Consider the following 23010-nt stretch of genomic DNA (forward strand, 5'->3'; position numbering starts at 1 on the left):
AGGCCGCATGCAGCCGTCGCGGCGAGAATTCGTGTCCTGGGTCGCCGGCAGCGGCATCACGCTCGCCATGGCCCGTCTCTCCCCGCTCGCGGCCGCGCCGTTTGATGCGGGCCTGACGCTTCCGGGCGCCGCAGCGGCGGATGCCGCGAAAGGGCGGATCGACGCGGTCGCCAAGATCACCGGCGCCAAGCTCTACGCATCGGACTTTCGCGCTTCGGACATGGAGGGCTGGCCCGCCGGAACCGCCCACGCGCTGCTGCTGCGCACGCCAGAGGCACGGCACGTCTTCACCGGCATCGACCTCTCGTTCCTCGAAGCCGCGGCGCGGCCGAGCCGGGTGGTGACGGCGCAGGACCTCGCCTCGGGCGGGATCCGCGTGCCCCCCTTCTATGCGGGCGACCTGCTCTGCCCCGCCGGCACGACGCCGCTCTATCTTGGCCAGCCGGTCGCGCTGCTGCTGTTCGAAACATTCGACGCGTATGATCGGGCGCGCGTCGCGTTGCGTGAGACAAGCCCGCTGCGCTTCGGCGCCGACACCGGGCCGGTCTCGCAGCCCAACTATGCCGCTCTACGCTTCACCCGCGTCGCCGGCGCGACACCGGGCGCCCCCGACATCTATTCGCCGCTGCTGGAGGGCTGGATCAGTCCCGGCTTCTTCGAGGCCGGCGGGCGCCCCATCTGGAAGCCGCTGCCGACCGCGGAAGGTGGTGCCTACAGGAAGGGCGCCGCCTATGGCGAGGAGATTCGCGCAGGCCTCGCCGCGCCGGATGCCGCCACGCTGGTGCTCGGCCGCAGCTTCCGCACGCAGTCCGTGGACCCCATGTTCCTGGAGCCGGAATGCGGCCTCGGCTGGTTCGATACCAGCGCTAAAGCGCTGCGGCTGGTGCTCGGGGTGCAGTCGCCCTTCGAGGCGAGCGAGGCGCTCGACCATCTGCTCGGGCAGGCCGCATCCGACCTGCGGCCGGAGCGCATCGAAAACAACTTCGCCTATCTCGGCGGTGGCTTCGGCGGCCGCGACCATACGCCGTTCCCGCTTTATGTCGCGCTCGCCGCCATGTTCCTGCCGGGCCGCCCGATCCGCCTCGCCCAGGACCGTTTCCAGCAGTTCCAGGGCGGCATCAAGCGCCACGCCTTCGAGATGCGCTCGCAAATCGGGATCGACCGCGCCAGCGGCGTGATCCGCGCCTTCGCCGCCGATCACGTGCTCGACGGGGGCGGGCTCGCCAACTATTCCGCCAGCGTCGCGACCGTTTCCGCGACTTCGGCCATCGGCGCGTATGACGTTCCGAAGGTCGACGTCACCACCGTGGCCGAGCATACGCGCGGGGTAACGGCCGGATCGATGCGCGGCTACGGCGTGCTGCAGACCCATGCGGCGCTGGAGACCCTGGTCGACGAGGCGGCCGGGATGCTCGGCCTCGACCCTGTCACCTTCCGCCGGCGCAACCTGCTCAAGGCGGGAGGTCTCAGCATGACCGGCAACCCCTGGACCGTTTCGGTCCGGACGCCGGAAATCCTCGACCGGATGGAGCGCCACCCGCTCTGGCGCGATCGCGCCGCGGCCCGTACCGGGGCGCCAGTAGGCAAGCTGGTGGGTACCGGCATTGCCATCTGCTCCAAGGACTACGGCACCGGCGCCGACTGTTCGCTCGGCCGGGTCGAGATCGACCCGACCGGCCGCATCCGCATCGCCTGCGACGCGGTGGAGATGGGCAACGGCATCGGGACCGCCGTGGCGAACCGCGTCGCCCGCTATCTCGGCCGCCGGGCGGACGAGGTGTCGGTGGCCCGCATCGACGCCTTCACGCCGCTGGGGCTGGTGACCTCCGGCGACCCCTATGTCATCACCCAGGACGAGCAGGACGCTGCCGCCCGAAATCCGCGCTGGGTACCGGGCATTAGTTCCGCCACCAGCGCCTCGATCGGCGCGCATGTGGGCACGCAGGCGGCGGGCGAGGCCGCGCGCATCGTGTTGCGATTCGGATTGTGGCCCGCAGCACTCGCCTTGTGGGGCATTCCCCAGAACGATCCGCGCCGCTTTCTCTGGGACGAGGCGTTCTGGCAGGATGGGATGCTGATCCTCTCCGGCCTGCCGCCGCTGCCGCAGGAGCGGGTGGCGGCGCAGGCTCATGCCATGGGCGCGCTCACCGGCGCCATGGCGCATGCCTTCTCGCGCTGGGCCTGGGCGCAGGCGGCCTTCCCGCTCGACGGCCTCGACTGGGCCGCCGACATCGACGCCCTCGCCGTGCGGCGCGGGGGCGGGGATTTCAAGGTGCTGGACCGCAGCTTCATCGCCTTCCCGCCGGCGACCTACAACCGCATCGGCACGTCATTCACCTCGAGCTGCGGCACGCTGGTTCGGGTCGAGATCGACAGGGCCGACGGCACGGTCCGGGTCGCGAGCGCTTACAGCGTGCTGGAATGCGGCGAGGCGCTCGCCCCCGAGGTGGTGCGCGGCCAGGCACAGGGCGGCTTCGCCATGGGTGTCGGCTACACGCTGCTGGAAAATCTCCCCCCCTTCGAGGACGGGCCCGGCAACGGCCGCTGGAATCTCGGCGACTATCTCGTCGCGCGAGCCTCCGATCTGCCGGTCCATGCCCTCGAGGTCGATATCCTGCCGCCGGTGGCGCCGAACGAGCCGCCCAAGGGGATGGCCGAGGTGGTCATGATCCCGGTGGCCCCCGCCATCCTCAACGCCATCCACGACGCCACCGGCCATCGTTTCCAGGCCCTGCCGGTGACGGGGGACGACGTGCGTCGCGTGCTGTGAAGGTGAGTTCTCCATGCCCGCCATAACGCTGTCCATCAACGGCAGGGCCCACGGCCCCATCGAGGTCCGCGAGGACCTGACGATGAACGATCTGCTGCGGGAGGTGCTGGGCATGACCGGCACCAAGTTCGGCTGCGGCGCCGCCCAGTGCCTGAGCTGCGCGATCATCGTCGACCACCCCGACGGGACGAGCTCCACCACGCCGACCTGCATCGTCCCCGCCACAGCGTTCGACCGGCAGAAGGTGCGCACGGTGGAAGGGCACGCGAAGGACGGACGGCTGACGCCGCTGCAACAGAGCTTCATCACCCATTTCGCTTTCCAGTGCGGCTACTGCACCTCCGGATTCCTGAACGAGGGGCAGGTCTTGCTGGAGCGGCTGGAGCGGACGCCGATCCCGCGCGCGGAGCTTGAAGGGACGATCTCGGAGGCGCTCGACGGCCACATCTGCCGCTGCTCGGGCTATGTGAAATACCATGAGGCGGTGCGCGACGTGGTGCTCGCCGATCCCGCCCGGTTCCTGACATGAGCGGGGACCGCGCCGATATGTTCAGCCGCGGGTCGCGGGTCCTCGCCGCGGCGCTCGCCAGCGTCATCGCCGTGGCGGGCATCGCCGTCGCGGCCGGCAACGGGTCGCTGGCCTCCCCCGAGACGTTCAACGGCATTCCCGATCCGGCGCAGCGCTCGGCGGCCTATTTCACCGAGCTGAGCAAGGTGCTGACGCACCCGCGCTGCACCAACTGCCACCCGGCCACCGACCGCCCGCGCCAGGGTGATGGTGCGCGGCTGCATCAGCCGCCGGTGTTTCGCGGCGCGGATGGCTTCGGCACGCCGAGCCTGCGCTGCTCGACCTGCCACGGCCCGGACAATTTCGAGCCGGCCGGCATGCCCGGCCATCCGCTCTGGCACCTCGCCCCGGCGGAGATGGCCTGGGAGGGCAAGACGCCGGCGCAGATCTGCGCCCAGATCAGCGATCCCGCCCGCAATGGCGGACGCGCGCTGACCGATCTCATCGCCCATATCGGCGACGACACGCTGGTGGGGTGGGCCTGGCATCCGGGAGGCGGGCGCACGCCCGCGCCCGGCAGCCAGAAACAGGCGAAAGCGCTCGTCGAGGCATGGGTCGCCACGGGTGGTGCCTGCCCGAAATGACAAAGACGGGACAATCAGGGAGGGTTGGATGAAATCGGCATTCTTCGGGCTGATGGCCGCGGCGCTGGTCGCGGGCCTGCCAGCTCCGTCACGGGCGGCCGAACTGCCCGACTATCTCAAGCCGATCTCCGGGCCGCCGCAGACCTCGAGCGCCGCGGACCTCGCCACCCGCAACGTGCTCCAGCTCAACGTCTCCATGTTCGCGCTGTACGAGAATGCCGGAAAGGTGTTCCGCAAGAACATTCTCGATCAGCACCCGGTGATCCTCGCCCTGTTCTCGGGCGCGGGCGGACGGATGATCCTCTACCGGCCCGGCCAGCCCCCGCTCGAGGCGCCCTCGGTGCCGAAGTCCTACCAGGTGATGAAATCGCTCGGCCACAGCTCCATGGCGATTTCGGAGGTAGTGCTGCCCTATGTGGACAATCCGGGCGACACCTCCTGGGTCGCCCCCATGCGGGCCTATCTCACCGAGATGAAGAGCGCCCTCGACGGTATCGACGTCGCCGAGATGCCGGACGACTGGCGGGCCAATTCGCGTGTCATCCTGCAGAACAACATTGCCTTCATGGAAGACTGCCTGTCGAAGGGCGTCATCAGCCTCGCCGCGGTGCAGGGCTTCGGCAAGACGCAGGCGCCGGTGCTGCGCAAGGCCATCGCCTGGGCGGCCGAGACGCAGGTGAACCACTGGATGGGCGTGCTCGACGACTGGAAGAAGCAGCTCGGCGGCAGCTTCGACACGGCCTATGGCGCCAGCAACACCATCTATGTCGCCCGCCAGAACAACGTGCTGTTCAGCGTGCTCGCCCAGTATTTCGGGCCCAAGGCGATCAACGACCGGCTGTTCCTGATCGAGACGGTGTCCTTTACCACGACGCCGGATGACATGCTGACGGGCGTGGTGCGCATCATCTCCGACCGCTCGGTCGGTGGCCTGTTCTTCAACAATTACCGCCTCATGGACTACGAGCTCATGGGAGGCGACGCCCGCAAGGCGATCATCGCCGGCATGAAAGCGCGCGGGCAGGAGCCATTCCTGCCGCCGCAGGTGCCCTTCGGGTCCAACCAGTGGCCGGCGCTGATTTCCGGCGGATCCGGGCCGGCCTCGCTCGACGACCTGCTCTGACGCACGCGACATCCGGGGCCGGCAGCAGCGTCGTGCCCCGGCGGCTGATCGACGGTTACGGGGTGTCCCATGCGCGCCTTGGCTCTGGCTTGCGTCGCCGCTCTCCTGCTGGCTCACGCCCCGCCGGCCCGGGCGGGCGGGACCGACTGGATCACCGGCCTGCCGCGTGAGGACGTTCCCGTGGCCACATGGCCCGGCGGGCGCAAGGTCGCCGTCGCCTTCGTTCTCTATGTGGAGGTGTGGGGTCATGGTCATGGCCCCAATTTCCGGCCCGACATGGCCGGCCGCGAGCCCGACCTCGTCGACGAGGGTTTTCGCGAATACGCCGTCAATTTCGGTCTGCCGCGCGTGGGCCGCCTGTTCCGTGAGACGGACGTACCCCTCAGCCTCGCGCTCAATGCCGAGTTCCCCAAGGCGCGTCCAGAGGTCTGGACCACACTTCGCAGCCTGGTCCCGGCGGCTCCCATCGTCGCGCATGGCCTCAACAACGCGACGGCGCTGCTGCCACTCACGGAAGGCCCGGCTGCCCAGCGCGCCTATATCCGCAAGACGCTCGACATGATCGAGGCGGATACCGGCGTGCGCTCCACCGGCTGGTCGAGCCCGAGCGTCTATCCCGATGCCGCCACGTTCGAGGCGAGCGCCGCCGAGGGCATCCGCTATACGCTCGACGGCATGGATTCCGACGTGCTCTCGCGCCTCGCCACCACGCCCCGGCCCCTGCTGCTGGTCCCCTATCCGCCCAGCGTCGTGGACATGGGCCAGTATCTGTCCCGCTTCAAGGAGGCGGACGACCTGGCCCGGCTGTGGACCGACTATGTCGGCGAGTTGGCGCGCGAGGCGGCGGCCGACCCCTCGCGCCCGGCGAGCGTGGTCGCCATCGGCATCCACCCCTTCGTGGTCGGCACCCCGGCGGGCGCTGCGGCGCTGCGGCGGGTGCTCGAGACGCTGAAGGCGAACCCGCTCGTCTGGCTCACCGATGTCGAGTCCGTGGTGAAGGCCGCCGGAGAGCGCTAGGCCAGCGTCCGCCTCAGGAACGTCGCGACGTCGGGGCTCATCTGGGTCACGTTGAACCGCATGAAGTCGGTCGCCGTCTGGGCGACACTGAAGACGTTGCCCGGCGCCAGGATGATCCCCTCCTGTACCGCACGCTTGGCCACCTCGGACGCATCGCTGGCGCGCGGCAGCCGGCACCAGAGATAGAACCCGCCGCGCGGGGGCGTCCACAGATGCACGTCGATCTGGGCGAGGTCTGCCGTCACTTCACGCCGCCGCCTGGCCAGCCGAGCGCGCAGGCTGCCCAGGTGCCGGTAGTAGCTGCCGTCGCTGAGGGTGCGGAAGACCAGTTCGGCGGCGAGGGGGCTCGGGCCCCCGAATCCCGTTGCGAGCTGAAGGTCGATGAGCGCCTCGGCAAGCTCGGGGCGCGCCGCGATGTACCCGCATCGTATCGACGCCGAGAGGGTCTTCGAGAAACTGCCGATGCGTATCACCCGGTTCAGGCCATCGAGCGCGGCGAGACGGACCGACCGTTCCGGCTCGAAATCAGTGAAGATCTCGTCCTCGACGATGGTGATATCATGGGCCGTCGCCGCTGCAAGCAGGCGATGTGCAATGCTGGGCGACAGGGTTGCCCCGGTCGGGTTGTGCAGCGCGGAGTTCGTCAGGTAGAGGCGCGGCCGATGGATCGCCAGCGCCTCCTCGAACGCGGCCATGTCGGGACCGGCCGGGGTGTAGGGCACGCCGACGATCCGTGCCGCATGCGCCTGCAGCAGCGCCCGGAAATTGAAGTAGCAGGGGTCGTCGACCAGCACCGCATCGCCCGGACGCAGCACGTGGCGGCAAATCAGATCGATCGCCTGCGTACCGGAACTCGTCAGCAAGATCTGGTCGGCGCCGGCGTCGATACCTTCCGCTGCGAACTGACGCGCCAGCAGACGGCGTAATGCCAGCGAGCCGCGCGTCGAGCCGTACTCCACCAGGGTTGCGTCATCCGTCTTCGCGGCCGCCCGCATCGCGCGCCGGATCGCGGCAAGCGGCATCCAGTCCGGCGGTAGCCAGCCGCAGCCGGGCCGGCGCATCTCCCGCCCGGCGTCCAGCGACTGCCGCGACACCCAGAAGGGGTCGACGGCGCGATCGGTCGGCGCGTCGGCTTCGCTTCCGCCCGCCGGCGCGAGGCAGGCCATCACATAAAAACCCGAGCCCGGCCGCGGGCGGATCAGTCCTTCGGCGGCAAGGCGATTATAGGCTTCGACCACGGTCGACGGCGAAACGCCTTTCTCGCGCGCCAGCTTGCGGATGGAAGGCAGCCTGTCGCCGGGCGCGAGCGCATGGCTGGCGATCATGCGACGGATCGTCTGCATCACCATCTCGGTGCGGCCCGGCATCGGCGCGCCGGAGAGCCCATTCGCCATCAACTGTACGGCTCCGTATGGCCCCACTGTTCGGTTCCAGCCTACGCAAGCGTGGCTGTTGCCGCCAGTCGGCCGCGTGTATCGCATGAGTGAAATCGAGGGAGGACATCGTGGCACGCGGCTGGTGGAGCGGCCTGATCGGGGTCATCATCTTCAGCGGGTCGCTGCCGGCGACCCGGCTTGCCGTCGCCGGCTTCACGCCGCTTTTCCTCACCTCGGCGCGTGCGGTCATCGCGGCCCTGCTCGGGGCTTGCCTGCTGCTGCTGATTCCCCAGAAGCGCCCCGCCGCGACCGATGTCGGGCCGTTGGCCGTCGTGGCCGCCGGGGTGGTGATCGGCTTTCCGCTGCTCACCGCCTTCGCGCTCGAACACATCACCGCGGCCCGCTCCATCGTCTTCATCGGCCTGCTGCCGCTGGCGACAGCGCTGTTCGGCGTGCTGCGCGGCGGCGAGCGGCCGAAGCCGGCTTTCTGGCTGTTCTCCGTCATCGGGGCGGCGACCGTCGCCGGTTTTGCGCTCGGCAATGGCATTCCCACGTCCGCGGCAGGCGACCTCTGCATGGTCGGCGCGGTCCTGCTGTGCGGAATCGGCTATGCCGAGGGGGCAAGGCTGTCGCGCCGCCTCGGCGGCTGGCAGGTCATCTCCTGGGCCCTGCTGCTGGCACTTCCCTTGATGCTGGCGATCGCGGCAGCGACACGGCCCGACACGCTGGCACCGGTCAGCGGGCCAGCCTGGGCCGGGCTCGCCTATGTTTCCGTATTCAGCATGCTGATCGGCTTCGTCTTCTGGTATCGCGGGCTCGCCCTCGGCGGCATTGCGGCGGTCGGACAGCTTCAGCTGCTTCAACCGTTCTTCGGCCTCGCGCTCGCAGGGCTTCTGATCGGCGAGCCGGTGTCGTGGAGCATGATCGCCGCGACGGGGCTGGTCGTGCTGTGCGTCGCGGGCGCCAAGCGTTTCGCGTGAACCGCGCGCAATCAGCCGCCGGTCCGGCGATCAGCCATGCGCCTCCACCGTACGGGCGGCGCCCCGCTCGAACAACGATTCCAGCGCCCGTTCGACCCGCGAGGTGAAGCGCGGATCGGCGGGCAAATCGTCGCCGAAAATCTCGCCAATGCCGAACAGGGCGCGTGCGAGCCGCGTCGCGTCTGGGCCGGCTTCATCGGCAATCTCGCGCAGGCGCGCGGCCATGGGGTCGCGCAATTCGACGGCACGTCCCGCCTCGTCCCGTCCGCTGACGAAGCGCATCCAGCCCGCGACGACCAGCGCCAGCCGATCGATCGGCGCCCCGACGCGCAGGCGGTCGCGCACGGTTCCGAGCAGGCGCGGCGGCAGCTTCTGCGAACCGTCCATCGCGATCTGCAGCGTCCGGTGCTTCAGCGCCGTATTGGCGAAGCGCGCGAGCAGCTGCGCCTTGTAGCCGTCGAGATCGGCGCCGGGCGGACGGTGCAGCGTCGGCGTCACCTCCGCGTCCATGAAGGCGCGAACGAGCCGCGCAAAGGCGGGTTGCGCGATGGTGTCCGCGACGGTCTCATGGCCGGCGAGATAGCCGAGATAGGCGATCAGCGAGTGCGCGCCGTTGAGCAGGCGCAGCTTCATCGCCTCATACGGCTCGACATCGCTCACCAGCTCCGCACCGGCTTCCTCGAAGCGGGGGCGGCCGGTGGGGAAACAGTCTTCGATCACCCACTGGCTGAAGGGCTCGGTGATCACCGGCCACGCATCGGCTACCCAAAGGCGGTCTGCCACCATCGCGCGGTCGGCCTCCGTGGTCGCCGGCGTGATGCGGTCGACCATGGTGGCGGGGAAGGCAACCTCGCCGGCGACGAAGCGGCCGAGATCGGCGTCGCGCAGCGCTGCGAAGCGGCTCACGATGCCGCGCGTGATCGCGCCGTTGCTCGAGAGGTTGTCGCAGCTCAGCACGGTGAAGGGCGCCACGCCCGCTGCCCGGCGGCGGCGCAGTGCCTCGACGATCAGGCCGGGCGCCGTGTGCGGCCGCGCGGGATCGGCCAGATCGCGGCGGATGTCGGGGTGATCTTCGCGCAGGGCGCCGCTGGCCGGATCGTGGCAGTAGCCCTTCTCCGTCACCGTGAGCGAGACGATGCGCACATGCGGGCTGGCCATCGCCGCCAGAAGCGGCTCCGGACCCTCCGGCACCACCAGCACGTCGCGCACGGCGCCGATGACCCGAACCGCGTTGTCGTCGCCGGAGCGAACCACCACCGAGTAGAGGCCGTCCTGCGGCATCAACGCATCGCGTGTCTCGGCGGAGCGCAAACTCGCGCCGAGAACCATCCAGTCCCGCTCGCCGGCGGCGAGGCGATCGTCGACATAGGCCGCCTGGTGGGCACGCTGGAACGCGCCGATACCGAGATGGACGATGCCGACCTGCTGGCCGGATCGGTCATAGCGGGGGCGCGCGACATCCGCCGGCAGCCGGTCGAGCGTGGACCGCGAGAGACGCGTCATGGCGCAGGCTTTCCGAACGGGTGGCGATCAGACCGGCAGGCCGTCGGTCTGGGCAAGGGCGATCATCACGCCGCGGATTTCGGCAAGGCCCCGCAGGCGGCCGATCGCCGGATAGCCGGGATGGGTCGGCTTGCCGACATCGTCGAGCAGTTCATGGCCGTGATCCGGCCGGAACGGGATGCGCCAATCCGCGATCCCCGCCTCGCGGCGACGATGCTGCTCGCGGAGCATCGCCCGCACGACGCCGACCATGTCGACGTCGCCGCCCAGATGGTCGGCCTCCATGAACGAGCCGTCGGGATATTTCTCGACATTGCGGAGATGCAGGAAATGGATGCGGTCGGCGAAACGCTCGGCGATGCGCACGAGATCGTTGCCCGGCCGCGCGCCGAGCGAGCCGGTGCACAGGGTGATGCCGTTGGCGCGCGAGGGATTGAGCGCGAGGATCGCGGCGAGATCCTCCTCCGAGCTCACGATACGCGGCAGGCCGAGCAGCGGGCGCGGGGGATCGTCGGGATGGATGCACATGTTGATCCCGGCCTCCTCGGCCGCCGGGATCACGGCATCGAGGAAGCGCTCGAGATTGGCGCGCAGGCGCTCCGCGGAAACGTCCCCGAAGCGGGCGAGAATCCTGCGCAGGCCGGGCAGGTCGTAGCGGTCGAAGGCCCCCGGCAGGCCGGCCATGATGCTGGCCAGGAGCTGGTCGCGGTCCGCCGCGCTGGAGCGCTCGAACCACACCTTTGCCGCGGCCAGAACATCCGGGTCGTGATCCGCCTCGGCACCGGGTCGTTCCAGCATGAAGACGTCGAAGGCCGCAAACTCGTCGGCGTTGAAGCGCAGGGCATTTCCCCCGCCCGGCAGCGGGTGGCGCAGCTCGGTCCGGGTCCAGTCGAGCACCGGCATGAAATTGTAGCAGACGGTGCGGACACCCGCCGCGCCGAGGTGGCGCAGCGAGGCGCGGTAGTTCGCGAAGAGCGGTTCGAGATCGCCCTCGCCGATCTTGATCGGCTCGGCGACCGGCAGGCTCTCGACCACGCTCCAGCGCAGCCCGAGGGCGGGGTCCGCCTCGATGAGGCGCCGGCGCGCGTCGACCGCCTCGCGCGTCCAGACGTCGCCGGCCGGCACTTCATGCAGCGCGTTGACGATACCGGTGGCGCCCGTCTGCGCGACATGATTGAGGCGGATGACGTCGTTCGGTCCCCACCAACGCCAAGTCTGCTCCATGGCGCGATACTCCCTCGCGAAACCGGCTCGTGTCGAGCCGGTCAAAGATCGTTGACAATCAGTTCGGCGTGCTTGGCCGCCAGTTCGTCGGCCACCTTCAGCACCTCGGACAGGTGCTCGCGCGTGGCGCGCTCGGCGCCGGCAACGTCACCCGCCCGGACGGCGTCGAGCATCGCCCTGTGCTGCGCGATCAGCGTGTCGACCGGCGTGACGTTCGGCAGGCTGAGGAAACGCAGCCGGTCGAACTGCGCCTTTTCCCGTTCCAGCACCGACCAGATGCTGCCGACATCGATGCCTTCGGCGAAGGCGCGGTGGAACGCATCGTCCGCCCGGGTGAAGCGCGGCGGGTCGCCGCGTGCCGTCTCCTGATCGGCGAGTGCCTCCTCGATCCGCTGCAAGGTCGCCGGCGAAAGACCGGTCTCGGCGGCGCGGCGCAGGATCGCCACCTCCATCGCCTCGCGCACGAAGCGCGCCCGGCGCACCGCCGACAGCGAGATGCGGGTGATGAAAGTGCCGCGCTGCGGCCACACCTCCACCAGTCCTTCGTCCACCAGCCGCAGCAGCGCCTCGCGCACCGGGGTGCGGCTGGTGCCGAAGCGGCGCCCCAGCTCGTTCTCAGAGACCCGCGTGCCGGGCGGCAGCTTCAGGATGACGATATCGTTGCGGATCTCGTCATAGATCGCCCCCACGCTCAGCGGCGGCGTCACCCGACGTGCGACCTCCCTCGCAGGGATGGCCGGCTGGAGCGCGGCATCGATCGGCATCGGCAAGCTCCGGTCAGGCGTCCCAGCCGAGATGGCCGAGGAAGTCACGGGTTCGGGCGGCGAGCGGCGCGTCGAAGATCTGCTGCGGGGGCCCCTGCTCGATGATCGCGCCGCGCTCGAATACCACGACATGGTCGGCCACGCGCCGGGCGAAGGTCATCTCATGGGTGACCACCACCATGGTCATGCCGTCATCGGCCAGCGCCTTCATCACGTTCAGCACCTCGCCGATGGTCTCGGGGTCGAGCGCCGAGGTCGGCTCGTCGAACAGCATCACCTCGGGTTCCATCGCCAGCGCGCGGGCGATGGCGACACGCTGCTGCTGGCCACCGGAGAGGTTGGCGGGGTAATTCGCGGCCTTGTCGGCGAGGCCGACCTTCACCAGAAGGGCCTGCGCGCGGGCGCGGGCTTCGCTCTCGGACAGGCCGAGCACGGTCATCGGCCCCATCATGACGTTCTCGATCGCCGTCTTGTGCGGGAACAGCTCGAAGTTCTGGAACACCATGCCCATGCGCTGGCGCACCTTGCGGATCGCCGCCTTGTCGGTGGGCAGCGGCACGCCGTCGAACAAGATGGAGCCGCCGTCGATGGTCTCCAGCGCGTTGGTACAGCGCAGCAGGGTGGACTTACCCGAACCGGAGGGACCGATGAGGCAGACCACCTGCCCGCGCCGGACCTCCATCGAGACGCCCGAGAGCGCGACGAAATCGCCGTAGAGCTTGCGGACGTCGCGATAGTGGAGAACCGTCGCCGGAGCGGAGGCGGTCGATTGAGCGGCGGCGAGCGTCATTCCGTGACCCCGAACTTCTTGTGAATCCAGTCCGCGAGCTTGGCCTGCGGATAGCCCAGCAGCCAGTAGATCGCCGCCATGGCGGTGAGCATCTCGATGACCCGGAAGGATTGCGAGCGAATCTGCATGGCGGTGTGGGCGAGATCGCCGACCGCGATGACCGAGACCAGGGACGTGTCCTTGAACAGCGCCACCCACGTGGTGGCGAGCACCGGCAGCACGCGGCGCATGGCCTGCGGCAGAACCACCTGGCGGAAGGCCTGCCCCTCGCTCATGCCCATGGCGAGCGCCGCTTCGGTCTGGCCCTTGCGGATCGAGCGAATGCCCGAACGGAAGGTCTCCGAATTATAGGCGGTGTTGTTGAGACACAGCGCCACGAGGCCAGTGACGAAGGGCGAGAAGGCGATGTCGAACACCATCGGCATCACATAGAACGCCCAGTAGACGACGAGGATGATCGGCAGGTTGCGGAACAGCTCGACGAAGCAGGTGGCGAGGAACGCGACGGGCCGGATGCTCGATTCCCGCATCATGGCGACGGCGATGCCGCAGGGCACCGCGATCAGCATGGTGAGCACGGTGAGCAGGATGGTGATCAGCGCACCCTGGAACAGGGCGCCGGCGCTGGCGGGGACGATCGACCAATCGAGGTTCATGACCGCCCCAGGAAGCCGATGCGGCGATAGAGCAGGTCGACACCGCGGGTGATCGGAAAAAGAATGATGAAATACAGGAACATGGCGGTCGTGAAGACTTCGACGGGGGCGTAGGACTGGCCGGCCACGGCATCGGCGCGCCGCATCAGTTCCGGGACGGCGATGACAGTGGCGATGGCGGTATCCTTCACCGCGAGGGTCAGCATGTTGCCGAGCGCGGGCAGCATGCGCACCAGCGCCTGCGGCAGCACGATCTGGCGCACGATCTGCGGTCCCGACATGCCGAGCGCGAGACCCGCGCGCACCTGACCCGGGCGCACCGACTCGATGCCCGCGCGAACGATCTCCGCCACATAGGCCGTGAGATTCAGCGACAGCGCGACCAGCGCCGAGAAAAACGGCGGCAGGTTGATGCCGGTGGCGATCGGGAAGGCGAAGTAGAACCACACCAGCACGACCAGCACGGGAATCGCGCGCATCGAGTCGATGTAGAAGACAAGGATGGTGCGCAACCATCCCGGGCCATAGCGCCGGCCGAGCGCCACCAGCGTGCCGGCGATCAGGCTGGTCGCGGCGACGCTGAGCGAGAGCATCACCGTGACCAGGAGACCTTCGGCCAGGAATCGCCAGCTGTCGATGACGGGAAGGAAATTCAGTTCCATGGCGTTGTGCCCGGCGGAAATGGCGGCGGTGAGCCGGCCGAGACGGGCTGAGTGCCCCGGTCCGGCGCGCGGTGGTCGTCACATCGTCGAGACGATGCGCTCCTCTTCGGCCTGAAGCGCCGGCAGCATCGGCTCGCTGACGGCGTTCAGCCAAGCGAGGAACTCGGGCTGGTTCTTATCGATGGCGAGGCCGATCGCATTGGCCGCCTCGGTGCTGTCCTGGCAATTGTTGCCGTGCGGCAGCGCGGCGAGGCCCTTCACCTTCTTGTTCAGTGCCATCCACGGGATGCGGTTGATCGGACTGACATCGGCACGGCGGGCCATGATCTCCTCGACGGGAGCGGCGGTTCCGGCGCTCGAGACGCCGCGCAGCTTGGCCTGAGGGAAGCGCTCCTTCACCCAGTTCTCCTCGCCGCCGCCGGTGAAGTAGGCGATGGTGACGTCCGGGCTGTTGAAGTCATCGACCGACTTGGCGTTGGCGACCTTGGGATTGTCGGCGCGGCCGAACACGCACAGGCTGGTCTTGGAATAGGTGACGAAATCGACCACCTGCTGCCGGGCCTTGGTGACCGAGAGCGGCGAGATGGTCATATCGACCTGGTTGGCGGCCAGCACCGGCACCTTTGTCTCGTGCGAGACGTTGACCGGAACCAGCTTCACGCCGAGCCGCTTGGCGTATTCATTGGCGAGGGTCCAGGCGGGACCGGCCCAGGCGTCGCCCGAACCGGTGGTGTTCTCGACCAGCCACGGCGGGTTGGACAGAACGCCGACGCGCAACTGGCCGGACTTCTTGATGGCATCGATGCGCGGGCTGACGCCGGGGGCCGGCACTTCCTGCGCGTGGGCCGTGCCGGCGAGAAGGCCGAGACCGAGAACGGCCACGCCGGCGAGATGGGATATCCTGTCGAGCATTTTCCTCTCCCATTCGATGACGGCTTTGCCTGTCATCACGTCGTGAACTTTTGTTATCTGTACCCTAGTATACAAGTCGACAAGCCGCAAGCCGGCACGCTGCCTCCTCGCCCGAACGGATTGGCGTCCGACGGAAAAGGCGACACGCCCTACAGCACGCAAACGCGCGCGATGGTTCTGACGGCATCTTATTCGCCGACTAATTATTTACTCCTTCGCCCCGGACTGTCCGGGGCGGCGGCAGGCTATCCCCGACGCGGCACCGTCGGCCTCGCGAAGACGAGGGCCTGAGGCTGCCCTTGACTCCCTCTCGCGTTTGAGTCGTTTTAGTCGAACAAAACGAGAACTCACATGAACGCGGCCCATGACGTTTCCGCGCTGAGGCAGATGCTCGCCGGGTTGGAGGCGGTGCATCTGCCCGGCGCTTCATCCTCCTTCAGCCTGGGCGCGGCGGGGCCCGACAGCGTGCTGGCGGGCACGCTGGCGCGGGGTGTCCTGCATGAGGTCTATGCCGCCGAGGGAGCCGATATTCCCGCGGCGTGCGGCTTTGCGCTGGCCTTGGCGCTGCGGGCGTCTCACGCGCAGGGCGAGGCGCGGCCCATCGTCTGGATCCGGCAGGATTTCCTCGAATCGGAAGCGGGGCGGCTCGATGCCCATGGCCTGAGCGGCTTCGGCCTCGATCCGGCGCGGCTCATCCTGGTACGGACGCACGATCCGGAACAGGCGCTGCGCGCGGCGGGAGATGCGGTGCGCTGTCCGGCGCTGGGGGCGGTCCTGCTCGAACCCTGGGGGGAGCCGAAAGTGCTGGACCTCACGGCGACGCGGCGGCTGGCGCTGCGGTCAGGCGTTTCCGGCGTCACGCTTTTCCTGATCCGCGTGGCCGCCCGGCCGTCGCCCAGCGTCGCCGCGACGCGCTGGCGTGTGCGGCCGGCGATCTCCATCCCGCTGGCGGCGGATGCGCCGGGAGCACCCGCCTTTGCCGCCGAGTTGCTGCGTCACCGCGGCGGCCTGCAAGGCCATGCCTGGAGCCTGGAGTGGAACCATGACAACCGTTCCTTCCGCGACATCGCCCCGCTATCTCGCGCTGTGGTTCCCGTTCCTGCCGGCCAACCGGCTCGACCGGGTGCGGCGGCACATGGTCCGGCGCCCGCCGACGTCCGCCCCCTCCAGCGTGCCGGATGAGACGCTGCCGCTGGTGTTCGTCGAGCGGGTGAAAGGCGCGCTGCGCCTCGCCGCCCTGTCGCCCCGGGCGCAGGCCGTCGGTCTGGCGCCGGGGCTGACGCTGGCGGACGCGCGCGCCCGCATTCCCGACCTGGCGGTCGCCGATCACGATCCCCGCGCCGATGCCGCCTTTCTCGAAACGGTTGCGGATGATTGCGACCGCTGGACCCCGCTGGTGGCGCTCGACGGGGCGGACGGGCTGGTGCTCGACATCACCGGCTGCGCGCATCTGTTCGGCGGCGAGGCGACGATGCGCCGGCGGGTGATGGAGCATCTGCAGCACCACGGGCTGGCGCTGCGCGCCGTGGTGGCGGGTACGCCGGAGGCAGCGCGCGCCCTCGCCCGCTGCGGCAAGGGCGGCGTGGTGCCCCCCGGGCGCGAGGCGGAGTGCGTGGACCCGCTTCCCATCGCGGCGCTCGACCTGCCGGAAGCCACCGTGACCGGGCTTTCCCGGGCCGGGCTCCGGACCATCGGCGACCTCGCCGCGCGACCGGGAACGCCGCTGGCGGCGCGTTTCGGCGAGGAACTGCTGACCCGGCTGCGGCGCACGCTGGGACGCGAGGATGCGCGCATCGTGCCCCGCCGCCCGCTGCCCGCCTGCCTCACGGAACGACGCTTCGCCGAGCCGATCGGCCGCGCCGAGGATATCGAGGGCTCGGTTCGCCGGCTGCTCGAGGATCTCGCGCGGATGCTGGAGGCGCGTGGCGAGGGCGGTCGTGCCTTCGAGGCATCGTTCTTCCGGGCGGACGGCGCGGTACGGCGCATCGCGGTGGAGACCGCCCGCCCCTCGCGCGATCCCGCATCCCTCGGCCGGCTGTTCCGCGAGAAGCTCGACGCGCTGGCCGATCCGCTCGATCCCGGCTTCGGCTTCGACATGGTGCGCCTCGCCGTCCTGCGCGCGGAACCATTGGCGCCGGCGCAGGTGAGCCTCGACGGCCGTGCCATCGAGGCGGAGGAGGTCGCGGCGCTGGTCGACCGGCTGGTGGCGCGGCTCGGCCGCGAGCGCGTGCTGCGCGTCGCGATGCGCGACACTCACCATCCCGACCGCGCCGCCCATCTCATGCCGGCGGCCGACCCGATTACGCCGGCGGGCCCGCCGCCGGACGACAGGCTGCCACGCCCCCTGACGATGTTCGATCCGCCGCAGCCGATCGAGGCGCTGGCGGAAGTGCCGGATGGTCCGCCCCTGCGCTTCCGCTGGCGACGCGTCGTGCATCAGGTCGTCCATGCCGAAGGGCCGGAGCGGATCGCGACCGAATGGTGGCGGCAGGGCCACGGCACGCCGACGCGGGATTACTACCGGGTTGAGAACGATCAGGGGCGCCGCTTCTGGCTGTTCCGTCTCGGCCTCTATGAACGCGAGCCCGGCACCCCGCGCTGGTTCGTCCATGGTCTTTTCCCATGAGCGGGACCTTCTATGCCGAGCTGGCGGTGACGACGAACTTCTCCTTCCTGCGCGGCGCCTCGCACGCCAGCGATCTGGTGGCGCAGGCGCTCCGGCTCGGCCATGCCGGCATCGGTATCGCCGACCGCAATACCGTGGCGGGCGTGGTAAGGGCGTATGCCGCGCTGAAGGAGGCGGAAGAGGCGTGGCGGGCGGATACCGGCACGCTCGAAGCGCCGCTGCCTTTCCGTCTCGCGGTGGGCGCGCGGCTCGTCTTCGCGGACGGCACCCCCGATGTGATCGCCCATGCGCAGGATCGCGACGGCTGGGGGCGGCTGTGCCGGCTCCTCACGGTCGGCAACATGCGCGCCGCCAAGGGAAGCTGCCTCCTCACCCTCGAGGATCTGCTGGGCGATGCCCGCGGGCTCTCGCTCATCCTCATGCCACCCCGCGCGCTTGACGGGCTGGCGTCCCCGCTCGCCCGCCTCGCGGAAGCCGCTCCCGGCTCCCTCTGGCTCGGCGCCGACATGCCGCGACGGGGCGACGACCGCCGGCGGCTGGCGGGGCTGAAAGGCCTGGCCGCGCAGGCCGGGGTGCCGCTGCTGGCGATGAACGACGTGCTCTATCACCATCCCGCGCAGCGCGACCTGCAGGACGTGCTCAGCTGCATCCGCGAGGGCACCACGATCGAGGCCGCCGGCCGCCGGCTGGAGGCCAATGCCGAGCGCCATCTCAAGCCGCCCGCCGAGATGGTCCGGCTGTTCCGCGACGCGCCAGAAGCGGTGGAGGAGACGCGGCACTTCCTCGACCGGATCGATTTCTGCCTGAGCGAACTCACCTATGAATACCCGAAGGAGCCGATCCCGCCCGGCCACACGGCGGAATCATGGCTGGAGGACATGACCTGGCGCCACGCCGCCATGCGCTATCCCGCCGGCGTGCCGGAGAAGGTGGAAAGGCAGCTGAAGGCGGAGCTGGCGCTGATCGCCGAGCTGCACTACGCGCCCTATTTCCTCACCATCCGCGACATCGTCAGCTTCGCGGAGAAGAAAGGCATCCTCTGCCAGGGCCGTGGCTCGGCGGCCAATTCCGCCGTCTGCTACGTGCTCGGCATCACCGCGGTCGACCCGAACGAAAGCGACCTGCTGTTCGCCCGCTTCATCTCCCGCGAGCGGCGGGAGCCGCCGGATATCGACGTCGATTTCGAGCATGAGCGGCGCGAGGAGGTGATCCAGTACATTTACGAGCGCTATGGCCGCCATCGCGCGGGCATCGCCGCCACCGTCATCTCCTACCGCCCGCGCAGCGCCATCCGCGATGTCGGCAAGGCGCTCGGCCTGACCGAGGATGTCACCGCGCGGCTGTCGAGCCTCGTCTGGGGCAGCTGGGGCGACATGGTGCACAAGGGCCAGATCGGGCAGGCTGGGCTCGATCCCGCCAATCCCTCGATCCGCCGCGCGGTGGAACTCGCCGACCGGCTGCTCGGCTTTCCCCGTCACCTCTCGCAGCATGTGGGCGGCTTCGTGCTCACGCAAGGCCGGCTCGACGAGATGGTGCCGGTGGGCCGGGCGGCGATGGCGGATCGCACCTTCATCGAATGGAACAAGGACGACATCGACGCGCTCGGCCTGCTCAAGGTCGACGTGCTGGCGCTGGGCATGCTCACCTGCATCCGCAAGGCGTTCGATCTCATCCGGGCGCATGAGGGCCACGACTATACGCTGGCCGACGTGCCGGGGGAGCAGAGCGATGTCTACGACATGCTTTGCAAGGGCGACTCCATCGGGGTGTTCCAGGTGGAGAGCCGGGCACAGATCAACATGCTGCCGCGGATGAAGCCGCGAAAGCTCTACGATCTCGTGATCCAGGTGGCCATCGTCCGGCCCGGGCCGATCCAGGGCAACATGGTGCATCCCTATCTGCGCCGGCGCGAGGGCAGCGAGGTGGTGACCTATCCCTCGCCGAAGCCGCCGAATGATCCTGACGAACTGGTCGCCGTGCTGGAACGCACCAAGGGCGTGCCGTTGTTCCAGGAACAGGCGATGAAGCTCGCCATGGTCGCCGCCGAGTTCACGGAGGTCGAGGCCAACAAGCTGCGCCGGGCGATGGCGACCTTCCGCAATGTGGGCACGATCGGCGAGTTCCAGACCCTGCTGATCGAGCGCATGAGCGCGCGCGGCTATGACCCGGCCTTCGCGGCGCGCTGCTTCGAGCAGATCAAGGGCTTCGGCGAATATGGTTTCCCGGAAAGCCACGCCGCCTCCTTCGCCAAGCTGGTCTATATCTCCGCCTTCATCAAATGCCGCCACCCCGCCGCCTTTGCCTGCGCGCTGCTGAACGCCCAGCCCATGGGCTTCTATGCCCCCGCCCAGATCGTCCGGGATGCGCGCGAACATGGCGTCGAGATCCGCCCCGCCGACATCAACCACAGCTTCTGGGACAACACGCTCGAACGTCGGCCGGACGGTGCGCTGGCGCTGCGCATCGGCCTGCGGCAGATCGACGGAGTCGGCCAGGTGTGGGCGGAGCGCCTCGCGGCGGTGCGCGGCGCGGGCTATCCCGACATCGAGACGCTGTCCATGCGCACGCGCCTGCCGGTCGCGGCGCTGCGACGGCTGGCGGATGCGGATGCTTTCGGCTCTCTCGGGCTGGACCGCCGGGAAGCGGCGTGGATCGTCCGCCGCCTGCCCGACGACGCGCCGCTTCCCCTGTTCGCGGCGGCGCAAGCGCGCGAACTCGGCGCCGAACCGGATGCGCAGCTTCCGCTCATGTCCCTGCCCGAGCAGATCGCGGTGGACTACCAGACCACCCGCCTCTCGCTGAAAGGTCACCCGATGGGCATGCTGCGCGCCGTCTTCCGGGCGGAGGGCGTCGCCAGCAGCGCGGAAACGGCGGCCGGGCGCGACGGCACCTTCGTGCGCACCGCCGGCATCGTGCTGGTGCGCCAGCGGCCCGGCAAGGGCAACGCCATCTTCATGACGCTGGAGGACGAGACCGGCATCGTCAACGTGCTGATCTGGGCTCGGCTGTTCGAGCGTTTCCGCGCGCAGGTGATGGGCGCGCGCCTCGTCCTGGTGGAGGGCCGGGTGCAGAAGAGCAAGGAGGGCGTCGTTCATGTCATGGCCGAGCGGGTCCACGACCGGAGCGGCGAGCTCGCCCGCCTGTTCGAGGTTCACCCGGGAGCCCGCTCCCTTCCCTCTCCCCAGGTCGATCCCGGGGTCGATGAGCGCGTGCGCGGTGACGGCCGCGGGCTGCCCGGCCGCCAGTCGCGCCAGGGCCATCCGCGCCAAGGCCATCCGCGTCAGGTCCGCCTCCTGCCGAAGTCGCGCGACTTCCATTGAAAGCCCTGCGTGCGCCGCCTTCTGCGCCGGCGTGGAAAGGGGCCCGCTTCCCTGCTTTGTTCCTCATGCACGGCCCGCGGGCCGTTCCTTAAGGCGGGTACGCTCCGCCCGCGGTTTTCTCCCTCCACGCCGGCAGTCGTCACGCGTACGGAAGCCGTGCTCGAGCGCGGTGCCGGTAGCCATCGCGGGGGTCGCCGCGGTCCGTCCGCTCCTCTTCTCGTCGCGTCACCGGCCTGCTCCTGCCGGTGGCACCGATACCGGCATCGACCTGCCACCGCTGTCATGGTGACTGCGGTCCTCATTGCTCGCGCGGGAGACCGCTTCTAGGTGTGACGACACCCCGCCGGAGCGCACAACATGGCCCTTCCCTCACCCTTCCTGTCGGTGCACGCCCTGGGGCAAGGATACCGTGCCGGGCGCTTCACGCCGATCGACGTCTGCCGGCATGCGATGGATCAGCTGCGGGACTGGGAACCCCGCCTCAACGCCTTCATCGACCCGATGACGGCCGAGGTGACGCGTCAGGCGGAGCAGGCCACCCGCGAGCTGGCCGCCGGCGAGGACAAGGGCCCCCTCCACGGAATCCCCTTCGCGATCAAGGACATCATCGATGTGGCGGGGATCGCGACGACCTGCGCCACCAAGGCCCTCACGCCCCTCATCGCCGACGCGGACGCCGCCTGCGTGCAGCGCCTGCGGCAGGCGGGGGCGATCATCTTCGGCAAGACCAACCTGCTGGAATTCGCCTATGGCATCGCCCATCCCGCCTTCGGCCAGACCAACAACCCGTGCGATCCCCGCCGCACCGCCGGCGGGTCCAGCGGGGGATCGGCTGCGGCCGTGGCGGCGGGCATCGTACCGCTGGCGCTCGGCACCGACACCGGCGGCTCGGTCCGCGCGCCGGCGGCCTATTGCGGGATCGTCGGTCTGAAACCCAGCCATGGCCTCCTGTCATTGCAGGGCGTCTACCCGCTCGCGCCGAGCCTCGATCACCTCGGCATTCTCGGCCGGAATGCGGAGGATGTGACGCTGGCGCTGGCCGCGCTCGCGCCCGACATGGGTCCGCCCGGCGAGCCCTTCGCGCGGATCCGCCTCGGCGTGGCGGCGAGCCAGTGGGAGAGCCCCGCCATCCGACCCGAGGTCCGGTCCGCCATCGACGCCGCGCGCCATCGGCTGGAGCGGGCGGGCGTGGAGGTCGTGGCGATCGACCTGCCCTCTCCCGAGGCCATGGCTGCCGCCCTGCTCGACATCCTGCTGCCCGAGGCGGCGCTGGTGCACGCCGGGACCTTCGAGCGCGGCGCCGCCGGCTATGCTCCGGGCACCGCCGAACAGATCCGCGCCGGCATGAGCCTGCCGGCGCTTCGCTATCTCGCTGCGAAGCGGCATCAGGCGCGCTGGACCGACGAACTCGACACGATCTTCGGCACAGTGGACGCCATCATCGCCCCGACCGTGCCCTTCGTCGCGCCCGATACCGATCCGGCGCTGAGCGCGGAGGGAGATGACGAGATCCTCACCCTCACCCACGCCAATCTCACCGGCGCGCCGAGCCTGTCGGTCCCCTGCCGCCGGCAGGGCGGGCTGCCGGTCGGCCTGCAGTTCACCGCCGCGCGCGGGCAGGATGCGCGCCTGCTCGCCCTCGTCCGCCGGATCGAACCGCTGCTCTAGCGTGCCGCGGCTGCCGCCTCCTGGAGCACGGACGCCGCTCGGATGTCGGCGGCGAGATCGTCGACCCGCTGCGGGTCGGCATCCCAGGCGAACATGAAGCGGGCACCGCCGCCGATGAAGGTGTAGAAGCGCCAGCCGCGCGCCCGTAATTCCTCCAGCACCTCGGCCGGAGCCTTGACGAAGACGGCGTTGGCCTCGACCGGGAACAGCAGCTCCACCCCCGGCAGCCCCGACAGCTGCGCGGCGAGCCAAGTGGCGCAGTCATTGGCGTGGCGGGCATTGGCGAGCCAGGCGCCGGTTTCCAGCAGGCCGACCCACGGCGCCGAGAGGAAGCGCATCTTCGAGGCGAGCTGGCCCGCCTGCTTGCAGCGGTAGTCGAAATCGGCGGCGAGCGCGGTGTCGAAGAAGATCACCGCCTCGCCCACCGCCATGCCGTTCTTGGTGCCGCCGAAGCACAGCACGTCGAC

At 69.6% G+C, this 23010-nt stretch carries 19 protein-coding genes; 10 read left to right on the forward strand and 9 right to left on the reverse strand.

From position 1 onward, the window contains the following. The first annotated feature begins 7 nt into the window (after positions 1 to 7). The 5 genes from ACEUEL_RS20420 (at position 8) to ACEUEL_RS20440 (ending at position 6062) form a co-directional block, all read left to right on the forward strand. Positions 8 to 2770: a xanthine dehydrogenase family protein molybdopterin-binding subunit gene (locus ACEUEL_RS20420; protein ID WP_405709467.1), complete on the forward strand. Its 2763-nt coding sequence runs from the start codon at positions 8 to 10 to the stop codon at positions 2768 to 2770. Positions 2771 to 2783: 13 nt separating this feature from the next. Beyond that, on the forward strand, positions 2784 to 3299 hold the full coding sequence (locus ACEUEL_RS20425; protein WP_405709470.1) for a (2Fe-2S)-binding protein: 516 nt from the start codon (positions 2784 to 2786) through the stop codon (positions 3297 to 3299). Beyond that, positions 3296 to 3922 carry an Isoquinoline 1-oxidoreductase subunit gene (locus ACEUEL_RS20430; protein ID WP_405709473.1) on the forward strand — a complete coding sequence of 209 codons (627 nt, stop codon included), beginning with the start codon at positions 3296 to 3298 and terminating at the stop codon, positions 3920 to 3922. Before ACEUEL_RS20425 ends, ACEUEL_RS20430 begins: the two co-directional genes overlap by 4 nt. A gap of 28 nt (positions 3923 to 3950) precedes the next feature. Further along, on the forward strand, positions 3951 to 5045 hold the full coding sequence (locus tag ACEUEL_RS20435) for a hypothetical protein (protein WP_405709476.1): 1095 nt from the start codon (positions 3951 to 3953) through the stop codon (positions 5043 to 5045). 69 nt (positions 5046 to 5114) lie between these two features. Further along, complete coding sequence (locus ACEUEL_RS20440) at positions 5115 to 6062, forward strand: polysaccharide deacetylase family protein (protein WP_405709478.1); 948 nt, start codon at positions 5115 to 5117, stop codon at positions 6060 to 6062. Here the strand turns inward: ACEUEL_RS20440 and ACEUEL_RS20445 are convergent. Then, positions 6059 to 7456 (reverse strand): aminotransferase-like domain-containing protein, encoded by a 1398-nt coding sequence (locus tag ACEUEL_RS20445; RefSeq protein WP_405709481.1) that lies wholly within the window; start codon positions 7454 to 7456, stop codon positions 6059 to 6061. The genes ACEUEL_RS20440 and ACEUEL_RS20445 overlap by 4 nt on opposite strands. Before the next feature lie 110 nt (positions 7457 to 7566). On the opposite strand from ACEUEL_RS20445, the gene ACEUEL_RS20450 reads away from it, so the two are divergent. Next, positions 7567 to 8418, forward strand: a complete 852-nt coding sequence (locus ACEUEL_RS20450; protein WP_405709484.1) for a DMT family transporter — start codon at positions 7567 to 7569, stop codon at positions 8416 to 8418. Between the two features lie 30 nt (positions 8419 to 8448). Here the strand turns inward: ACEUEL_RS20450 and ACEUEL_RS20455 are convergent, their stop codons facing one another. The 7 genes from ACEUEL_RS20455 to ACEUEL_RS20485 all read right to left on the reverse strand — a co-directional run bounded on the left by ACEUEL_RS20455 (position 8449) and on the right by ACEUEL_RS20485 (position 14929). Next, positions 8449 to 9921, reverse strand: a complete 1473-nt coding sequence (locus ACEUEL_RS20455; RefSeq protein ID WP_405709487.1) for a mannitol dehydrogenase family protein — start codon at positions 9919 to 9921, stop codon at positions 8449 to 8451. Between the two features lie 27 nt (positions 9922 to 9948). Next, positions 9949 to 11145 carry a mannonate dehydratase gene (gene uxuA / locus ACEUEL_RS20460; RefSeq protein ID WP_405709490.1) on the reverse strand — a complete coding sequence of 399 codons (1197 nt, stop codon included), beginning with the start codon at positions 11143 to 11145 and terminating at the stop codon, positions 9949 to 9951. A gap of 41 nt (positions 11146 to 11186) precedes the next feature. Further along, entirely contained in the window at positions 11187 to 11909 is a 723-nt protein-coding gene (locus tag ACEUEL_RS20465; RefSeq protein WP_405709493.1) for a GntR family transcriptional regulator, read from the reverse strand. A gap of 13 nt (positions 11910 to 11922) precedes the next feature. Continuing rightward, the gene (locus ACEUEL_RS20470) at positions 11923 to 12699 is read right to left on the reverse strand and encodes an amino acid ABC transporter ATP-binding protein (protein ID WP_405709496.1); all 777 of its coding nucleotides are present in this window, start codon (positions 12697 to 12699) and stop codon (positions 11923 to 11925) included. Next, positions 12696 to 13355 carry an amino acid ABC transporter permease gene (locus ACEUEL_RS20475; protein WP_405709499.1) on the reverse strand — a complete coding sequence of 220 codons (660 nt, stop codon included), beginning with the start codon at positions 13353 to 13355 and terminating at the stop codon, positions 12696 to 12698. The genes ACEUEL_RS20470 and ACEUEL_RS20475 overlap by 4 nt, the downstream gene beginning before the upstream one ends. Next, positions 13352 to 14017: an amino acid ABC transporter permease gene (locus tag ACEUEL_RS20480; protein WP_405709502.1), complete on the reverse strand. Its 666-nt coding sequence runs from the start codon at positions 14015 to 14017 to the stop codon at positions 13352 to 13354. Before ACEUEL_RS20480 ends, ACEUEL_RS20475 begins: the two co-directional genes overlap by 4 nt. Positions 14018 to 14095: 78 nt before the next feature. Further along, positions 14096 to 14929 carry a substrate-binding periplasmic protein gene (locus ACEUEL_RS20485; RefSeq protein WP_405709504.1) on the reverse strand — a complete coding sequence of 278 codons (834 nt, stop codon included), beginning with the start codon at positions 14927 to 14929 and terminating at the stop codon, positions 14096 to 14098. Positions 14930 to 15280: 351 nt separating this feature from the next. Here ACEUEL_RS20485 and ACEUEL_RS20490 point away from each other — a divergent pair, with 351 nt between their 5' ends. The 4 genes from ACEUEL_RS20490 (at position 15281) to ACEUEL_RS20505 (ending at position 22543) form a co-directional block, all read left to right on the forward strand. After that, a complete protein-coding gene (locus tag ACEUEL_RS20490; RefSeq protein ID WP_405709506.1) occupies positions 15281 to 16111 on the forward strand; it encodes an ImuA family protein in 831 nt (276 codons plus the stop codon). Beyond that, positions 16065 to 17555, forward strand: a complete 1491-nt coding sequence (locus tag ACEUEL_RS20495) for a Y-family DNA polymerase (RefSeq protein WP_405709570.1) — start codon at positions 16065 to 16067, stop codon at positions 17553 to 17555. The genes ACEUEL_RS20490 and ACEUEL_RS20495 overlap by 47 nt, the downstream gene beginning before the upstream one ends. After that, entirely contained in the window at positions 17552 to 20875 is a 3324-nt protein-coding gene (locus tag ACEUEL_RS20500; RefSeq protein WP_405709508.1) for an error-prone DNA polymerase, read from the forward strand. Before ACEUEL_RS20495 ends, ACEUEL_RS20500 begins: the two co-directional genes overlap by 4 nt. A gap of 357 nt (positions 20876 to 21232) precedes the next feature. Then, on the forward strand, positions 21233 to 22543 hold the full coding sequence (locus tag ACEUEL_RS20505) for an amidase (RefSeq protein ID WP_405709511.1): 1311 nt from the start codon (positions 21233 to 21235) through the stop codon (positions 22541 to 22543). Here the strand turns inward: ACEUEL_RS20505 and ACEUEL_RS20510 are convergent. Continuing rightward, positions 22540 to 23010 (reverse strand): threonine aldolase family protein (locus ACEUEL_RS20510; protein WP_405709514.1); only part of this gene is annotated, 471 nt, incomplete at its 5' end. The two genes, ACEUEL_RS20505 and ACEUEL_RS20510, sit on opposite strands and share 4 nt — an antisense overlap.

Source organism: Ancylobacter terrae (assembly GCF_045108345.1).
GTDB lineage: Bacteria > Pseudomonadota > Alphaproteobacteria > Rhizobiales > Xanthobacteraceae > Ancylobacter.

Bases quoted from the DNA above. Each gene is read 5' to 3' on its own strand.
- ACEUEL_RS20440 (WP_405709478.1), top strand. From the start codon at position 5,115: ATGCGCGCCTTGGCTCTGGCTTGCGTCGCCGCTCTCCTGCTGGCTCAC.
- ACEUEL_RS20505 (WP_405709511.1), top strand. From the start codon at position 21,233: ATGGCCCTTCCCTCACCCTTCCTGTCGGTGCACGCCCTGGGGCAAGGA.
- ACEUEL_RS20470 (WP_405709496.1), bottom strand. From the start codon at position 12,699: ATGACGCTCGCCGCCGCTCAATCGACCGCCTCCGCTCCGGCGACGGTT.
- ACEUEL_RS20420 (WP_405709467.1), top strand. From the start codon at position 8: ATGCAGCCGTCGCGGCGAGAATTCGTGTCCTGGGTCGCCGGCAGCGGC.
- uxuA (WP_405709490.1), bottom strand. From the start codon at position 11,145: ATGGAGCAGACTTGGCGTTGGTGGGGACCGAACGACGTCATCCGCCTC.
- ACEUEL_RS20500 (WP_405709508.1), top strand. From the start codon at position 17,552: ATGAGCGGGACCTTCTATGCCGAGCTGGCGGTGACGACGAACTTCTCC.
- ACEUEL_RS20425 (WP_405709470.1), top strand. From the start codon at position 2,784: ATGCCCGCCATAACGCTGTCCATCAACGGCAGGGCCCACGGCCCCATC.
- ACEUEL_RS20465 (WP_405709493.1), bottom strand. From the start codon at position 11,909: ATGCCGATCGATGCCGCGCTCCAGCCGGCCATCCCTGCGAGGGAGGTC.
- ACEUEL_RS20455 (WP_405709487.1), bottom strand. From the start codon at position 9,921: ATGACGCGTCTCTCGCGGTCCACGCTCGACCGGCTGCCGGCGGATGTC.
- ACEUEL_RS20490 (WP_405709506.1), top strand. From the start codon at position 15,281: ATGAACGCGGCCCATGACGTTTCCGCGCTGAGGCAGATGCTCGCCGGG.
- ACEUEL_RS20480 (WP_405709502.1), bottom strand. From the start codon at position 14,017: ATGGAACTGAATTTCCTTCCCGTCATCGACAGCTGGCGATTCCTGGCC.
- ACEUEL_RS20435 (WP_405709476.1), top strand. From the start codon at position 3,951: ATGAAATCGGCATTCTTCGGGCTGATGGCCGCGGCGCTGGTCGCGGGC.
- ACEUEL_RS20475 (WP_405709499.1), bottom strand. From the start codon at position 13,355: ATGAACCTCGATTGGTCGATCGTCCCCGCCAGCGCCGGCGCCCTGTTC.
- ACEUEL_RS20430 (WP_405709473.1), top strand. From the start codon at position 3,296: ATGAGCGGGGACCGCGCCGATATGTTCAGCCGCGGGTCGCGGGTCCTC.
- ACEUEL_RS20495 (WP_405709570.1), top strand. From the start codon at position 16,065: ATGGTCCGGCGCCCGCCGACGTCCGCCCCCTCCAGCGTGCCGGATGAG.
- ACEUEL_RS20445 (WP_405709481.1), bottom strand. From the start codon at position 7,456: ATGGCGAATGGGCTCTCCGGCGCGCCGATGCCGGGCCGCACCGAGATG.
- ACEUEL_RS20485 (WP_405709504.1), bottom strand. From the start codon at position 14,929: ATGCTCGACAGGATATCCCATCTCGCCGGCGTGGCCGTTCTCGGTCTC.